This is a genomic window from Clostridium sp. (genome assembly GCF_029258205.1).
In the GTDB taxonomy this organism is placed as follows: Bacteria; Bacillota; Clostridia; order Clostridiales; family Clostridiaceae; genus Sarcina.
Window position 1 is genome coordinate 1 of the sequence record NZ_JARHZJ010000028.1, and the last position, 5882, is coordinate 5882.

Below are 5882 nucleotides of genomic sequence, written 5' to 3' on the forward strand. Positions count from 1 at the left end.
CTCAAAAAGGTCAAAGTAAAAATATAGGAACAGCAGGTTTACTTTATGGTAAAACAAAAGATTATATAGTTGTTGGAGGAGGAGCTAACTTTCCAGAAGAACCAGTAGCAAAAGGAGGAGCTAAAAAGCTTTATCCTGATGTATACGTTTTAAAAAATGAGAATGGAAATTTAAAGCAAGTAGATCATACAACATTGGATTATGAAATAGGTTATGGAAGTTCAATAACTACTGAGGAGGGAATTTATTATTTAGGTGGAAGTCCTAATGAAGAAGAAGGAAATAATGTTTCTCTTATTACAACTGATGAAAAAGGAAAAGTAAGTTTAAAGCATATTGGAGATTTACCTTTTACATTTAGTGATGGGTTTGCAGTTAAAAAAGATAAAGATATTTATTTAGGGCTTGGAAAACAAAATGGAAAAGCTAGTAATAAGGTTTATAAATTTAATGTTGAAACAGGAAAAACAGAAGAATTAAAAGAAATACCAGGAGAACCTACTAGAAATCAAGCTGTTGCTCAATTATTAGGTGATGATATATATGTATTTAGCGGTGGAGATAAAATTGCTTACACAGATGGTTATAAGTATAGTATTAAAGATAATTCATGGACTAAAGTAGCTGACGTTAAGATAGGAAATGAAGAAATTTCACTTTTAGGTGCTAATTCAGTTAAATTAAATGAAGATGAAATGCTTGTTATAGGTGGATTTAATAAAGCTGTTTATGATGATGCTGTAAAAAATTTAAATACATTAAAAGATGAAAGTCTAGCTGAATTTAAGAAAGAGTATTTTGGAAGAGATCCTCAAGATTTTGCTTGGAATACAAAAGTATTAATTTATAACTCAAAGAACAATGAGTGGAAGTCAATTGGAGATGTACCATTTAATGCTCCATGTGGAGAAGCATTAATATTAGATGGAAATAATATCTTCTCAATAAATGGAGAAATTAAGCCAGGAATTAGAACAAATAAGATTTACTCAGGTGAATTAATTTATAAAAAGTAAATAAAAAAGGATTATGGTTATTGAAATAACCATAATCCTTTTTTGTTATGCAATTATAATAAGTAAAAAGCATTTTGGAGCAATTAACTAAAGATTTCTAATACATATTGTTATTTCTAAAGCAATAAATTTTATAAGGAAATCAATTAAGAACAGAATATTTTAATAATTTAAGAATACGAAGAATAGAATAAATAATATAAACTTTGTTAAGTAAGTAGGGGAAAATATGAGGATAGTGGATAGTGTTTTTTTTAGAAAAATAGAATTAAGGCATTTTTGCACATATAGATTTATTTTTGGAATGAGTTATAGTATTATGATTCCAATAATACCATTGTTTTTTGATTCTATAGGTATGGAAACAGTTATTATAGGAACAGTAATGTCATTATATGGGGTAAGCAAAACTTTAGCACAAATGCCATTTGGAATTATTTCAGATAGGATAGGGGATAAATTATCTTTAAAATTAAGTATTTTATTAATGGCATTTGTTCCAATAGGATATACGCTTACTAATAATACTTTTTTAGCAGGAACTTTGTATGTTATACAAGGAGCAGTATTGGGAATGGCAGCTCCAGCTACCTATTCTATTCTATCTAGATCATTAGATATTAGAAAAAGAGGTGAATGTACAGGTTTTGCGTCAGCAGTTTTTACCTTTAGTGGAGGAATAGGGGCAGCAATTGCCGGCTTCATTGTGACTAAGTTAAATGATTATAATTCTGTGTTTTATTTAGCTTCATTAGGTATATTTATCACATATATATACATTTCATTTAAAATTAGTAAAGTAAAAGTAAATAGAGGATGTAGTGGCAATAAAGTAGGATTAAAGTATGTATTTTATGAGTTAAGAAGATTGGAGCTTGTTCAGAAGGTATTAGTTTTAGGAGCAATAGCATTTTTAGGAGATTATATATACTCTTGTGTAGTTGCACTTTTTCATTTTTACGGACAAGATGTTTTAGGTGTATCTACCTCTTATACATCATCAATAATATCAGTTTATCTATTAGTTTTTGGGTTAGGAGCTCCTTTAGCAGGATATATTAGCGATAAGATAGGAAATAGAAATCAAATTCTATTATCTTTTATAGTAATGAATTTAACTTTATTATCTTTAATAATGATTAGAAGTGTGTCTGTATTTACAGTAGTAATAATAATATATTTTTTAGGTGCAACATTTTTAAATGCATCACTTCAAAGTTCGCTTTCAGAATTTGGAGAAAATAAAATTATTAAAGGCTTTGTATTTGGATTTGTAGGTTCTTCAGAATCTTTAGGATATGCATTAGGACCTCTTATATCATCTTATATTTATGAAATTAATAAAAATTATTTATTTTTAGGTTTATTGGTAGTTTCAGTTTTAGTTACATCTTTATATGTAATATTATTTAATCAAGTTAAAATTTAATTTTGAATAATAACTTGAACTATGAAAGATACTAAAGAAAAACTCAATATAAGGAGCTTATTATGAACATAAAAAATAATATTTTATTTAACAGAAAGAAATTATTAAATTTTTGTATTTTAAGATTCATATTTGGTATAAGCTATAGTCTTATGATACCAATAATAGCCCTTTATTTTGATTCTATTGGAATAGGAACATTGATGATAGGAATAATAATGTCATTATATGGAGTAAGTAAAGCTTTATCTCAAGTGCCTTTTGGTATGGTTTCAGATGTTATAGGAGATAAATTATTATTAACAATTTCTCTTATTTTAATGGGGTGTATTCCTTTTTCATATACTATTTTTCATACAAAAATTTTAGCAGGAATAATATATATAGTTCAGGGAGCTATTTTAGGAATGTCTGCTCCAGCTAATTATTCTATACTATCAAGATCTTTAGATGAGAAGAAAAGAGGGGAGTGTACAGGATATGCATCAGCTGTATTTACACTAGGTGGTGCTATAGGAGCTATAATAGGAGGTTTTATAGTATCAAATATAAATAATTATAATATGGTATTTTATATATCTTCTTTTGGAATAGGAATTTCTCTTATATTTACTATGTTTAAAATTAAAAAGCCAGAAAAGAAAATTGAGAAATGTAAAAAAACAAAGGAAAAGTTGAGATGCAGAATAAAAGTTATAATAGAAGATATTAAGAAGAATAAGTTAGTCTATAAAATAATTTTATTAAGTTCAATAGCTTTTTTAGGAGATTTTATATATGGATGTATAGGAGCTATATTTCCTTTTTATGGTCAAGAGGTTTTAGGAGGAACAGTACTTTATACTTCATCTATTATATCCATATACTTATTTACTTTTGGCTTATTTGCTCCTTTAGGTGGCTGGACTAGTGATAAAATAGGCGTAAAAAAACAATTATTTTTATCATTTGTAGTTATGAATCTATCATTGTTTGGTTTATCTTTTATAAGAAATATATTTTGGTTTACTATTGTTATAATTATTTATTTTTTAGGAGCAACATTTTTAAATGCTTCTCTTCAAAATTCATTGATGGAATTTGGTGAGGATAAAAATATAAAGGGAATAGTATTTGGAGTTGTTGGTGCATCAGAATCATTAGGATATGCAATAGGTCCACTAGTTTCATCTTTTATATATAAGATAAATAAAGGATGGTTATTTATTGGATTATTAGTTATTTCTCTAATAGTATTTTCAATATTTTTTGTTTTTAAAAATAAAGCTTTAAGTTATTAGGACTTCTTCTATATATAGAATAGTTTCAATTTATAAAGTGGCAAAAACTAAAAATATTGAGGTTTATAAGAAAGAGTTCTACTAAATTAATTCTTAGTTCATTACCTTAAAAAAGTTAGCTGAAGTTGTATCAAAAATAATTTCTAAGAAAAACATAAAGAATATATAATGTCATATTCTAAAAATAGAACTGAGAATCAATAAAGAGTGTTAACACTTAATCTTAATTTAAATAGGGTTAGGTGTTTTTTATTAATATTTATATGAAGAACTTTGATTAAGTAAAAGTTAAAGTTTGTAGAAATTAAAAATTTATATAGATAATTATTAAGGATTTTACTTGATAACTTTTTATATAAATATAGAAATATGCAGTGTAATTGTGTAATAATTTACATATAGAAAAAAATTATAGAGTTTGTATCAAAAATAAATTTTGCTTTTATATTTTGATAAATCATCTATGTAGAAATCAAGTGAAATACATAAGATATTAAAAGGAGAGAATAAAATGAAAAAATGTTTATATTGTGGAAAAGATTTAGAAAAAGAATCAAAAGAAAATTATGTAGAAAATAAAGTAGGATATTTTTGTAATGAAGATCATTTTGATAAATACATACTTTCTCTAACTCCTGAAGAGTACATAGAAATACAAAATTCATTTTGTGTATGTAGTGATGACTAATAAAGATAAGTCTATAATTAAAGAAATTTTGAGTTTAGAGAGAATTTAAATTAAAAAACTATTTTTTATAAGGAATGAGAAGCTAGTTAGTAGAGGTGAAGATAGTGCATTTCATACAACAGTTATAGGATGGTAATTTTTTAAAAAAGAATTAAGAGTTAAACATAGAGAAATTATTTCAAATAAATTCATAATGTTTACACATGATTTTGGTAATTTTAGGTTAAATTTTAATTGTGTTTTTAAGAGATTGAGGGGTGTAAATTTTAATGGAAAATATTAATTTCTTTATTGTTTTTATAGAGGGAATCTTATCAATTTTCTCGCCGTGTATATTACCAATACTACCTATATATTTAAGTATGTTATCTAATAGTAGTGTAGAGGATATAAGGGATTCTAATTTCAAAAGTGGTGTTTTAATAAGAAACACATTATTCTTTACTTTAGGGATATCAACTACATTTTTTATATTAGGTTCTTCAATAAGTGCTTTAAGTTCATTCTTTAATACTAATAAGAATATTATAATGATTTTAGGTGGAGTCATTATATTATTTATGGGCTTATTTTATTTAGGGGTAATAAATTTAAATATACTAAACAGAGAAAAAAGATTAAATTTTAAATATAAAAACATGTCACCAGTATCAGCCTTTGTGCTAGGATTTACATTTAGTTTTGGATGGACACCATGTATAGGGCCTATATTAGCATCAGTGCTTGTAATGGCATCAAGTTCAAAAAATTTATTAATGTCTAACTTATTAATATTAGTTTATACAATTGGTTTTATATTGCCATTTATAATAGCATCGTTATTCTATAGTAAATTATTTAAAAAGTTTGATGGAATAAAGAAACATATGGACTTAATTAAGAAGATAAGTGGGATTTTCATAATAATAGCTGGTTCAATAATGCTTATAGGTGGAATAAGAAATATGAATAATGAGATAAAAATTAATAATAATACTCAGATAAATAAGAGTGAAAGTGCAAATAAAGATAGTAAAAATGAAAGTGACAATAAGAAGCAAGAAGCGGAAAATAAAATTCCTCCAATAGATTTTACTTTATATGATCAGTATGAAAATAAACATACTCTTAGTGAATATAAAGGAAAGACTATATTCATAAATTTCTGGGCAACTTGGTGCCCTCCATGTAGAGGAGAAATGCCTTATATAGATGAGCTTTATAAAGAATATAATGAAAATAAGGATGATGTTGTAATACTTGGAATAGCTTCACCTAATTTAGGAAGAGAAGGTTCAGAAGAGCATATAAAAAATTTCTTGAAAAAAGAAAATCATGTTTTTCCAGTTGTACTTGATGAAAACGGATCTATGGTTTATCAATATGGAATAAATGCTTTTCCGTCAACGTTCATTATAAATAAGGAAGGATATATAAGCAAATATATTCCAGGAGCAATGACAAAGGAAACTATGAAAAGTTTAATTGAA

General features: G+C 25.7%; 5 protein-coding genes. All 5 read left to right on the forward strand.

Annotation, left to right across the window (positions count from 1 at the left end; genetic code table 11):
* On the forward strand, nt 1–1016 hold a 1016-nt coding region (locus Q1J60_RS04125), incomplete at its 5' end, for a cyclically-permuted mutarotase family protein (protein WP_300258858.1).
* A gap of 229 nt (nt 1017–1245) precedes the next feature.
* Nucleotides 1246–2445 (forward strand): MFS transporter, encoded by a 1200-nt coding sequence (locus Q1J60_RS04130; RefSeq protein ID WP_300258861.1) that lies wholly within the window; start codon nt 1246–1248, stop codon nt 2443–2445.
* Nucleotides 2446–2507: 62 nt separating this feature from the next.
* The gene (locus Q1J60_RS04135) at nt 2508–3725 is read left to right on the forward strand and encodes an MFS transporter (RefSeq protein WP_300258864.1); all 1218 of its coding nucleotides are present in this window, start codon (nt 2508–2510) and stop codon (nt 3723–3725) included.
* A 511-nt stretch (nt 3726–4236) separates the two neighbouring features.
* Nucleotides 4237–4413 carry a hypothetical protein gene (locus tag Q1J60_RS04140; RefSeq protein ID WP_300258867.1) on the forward strand — a complete coding sequence of 59 codons (177 nt, stop codon included), beginning with the start codon at nt 4237–4239 and terminating at the stop codon, nt 4411–4413.
* Nucleotides 4414–4682: 269 nt separating this feature from the next.
* Nucleotides 4683–5882, forward strand: a 1200-nt coding sequence (locus Q1J60_RS04145; protein ID WP_300258870.1) for a redoxin family protein, incomplete at its 3' end; no start/stop codon positions are given.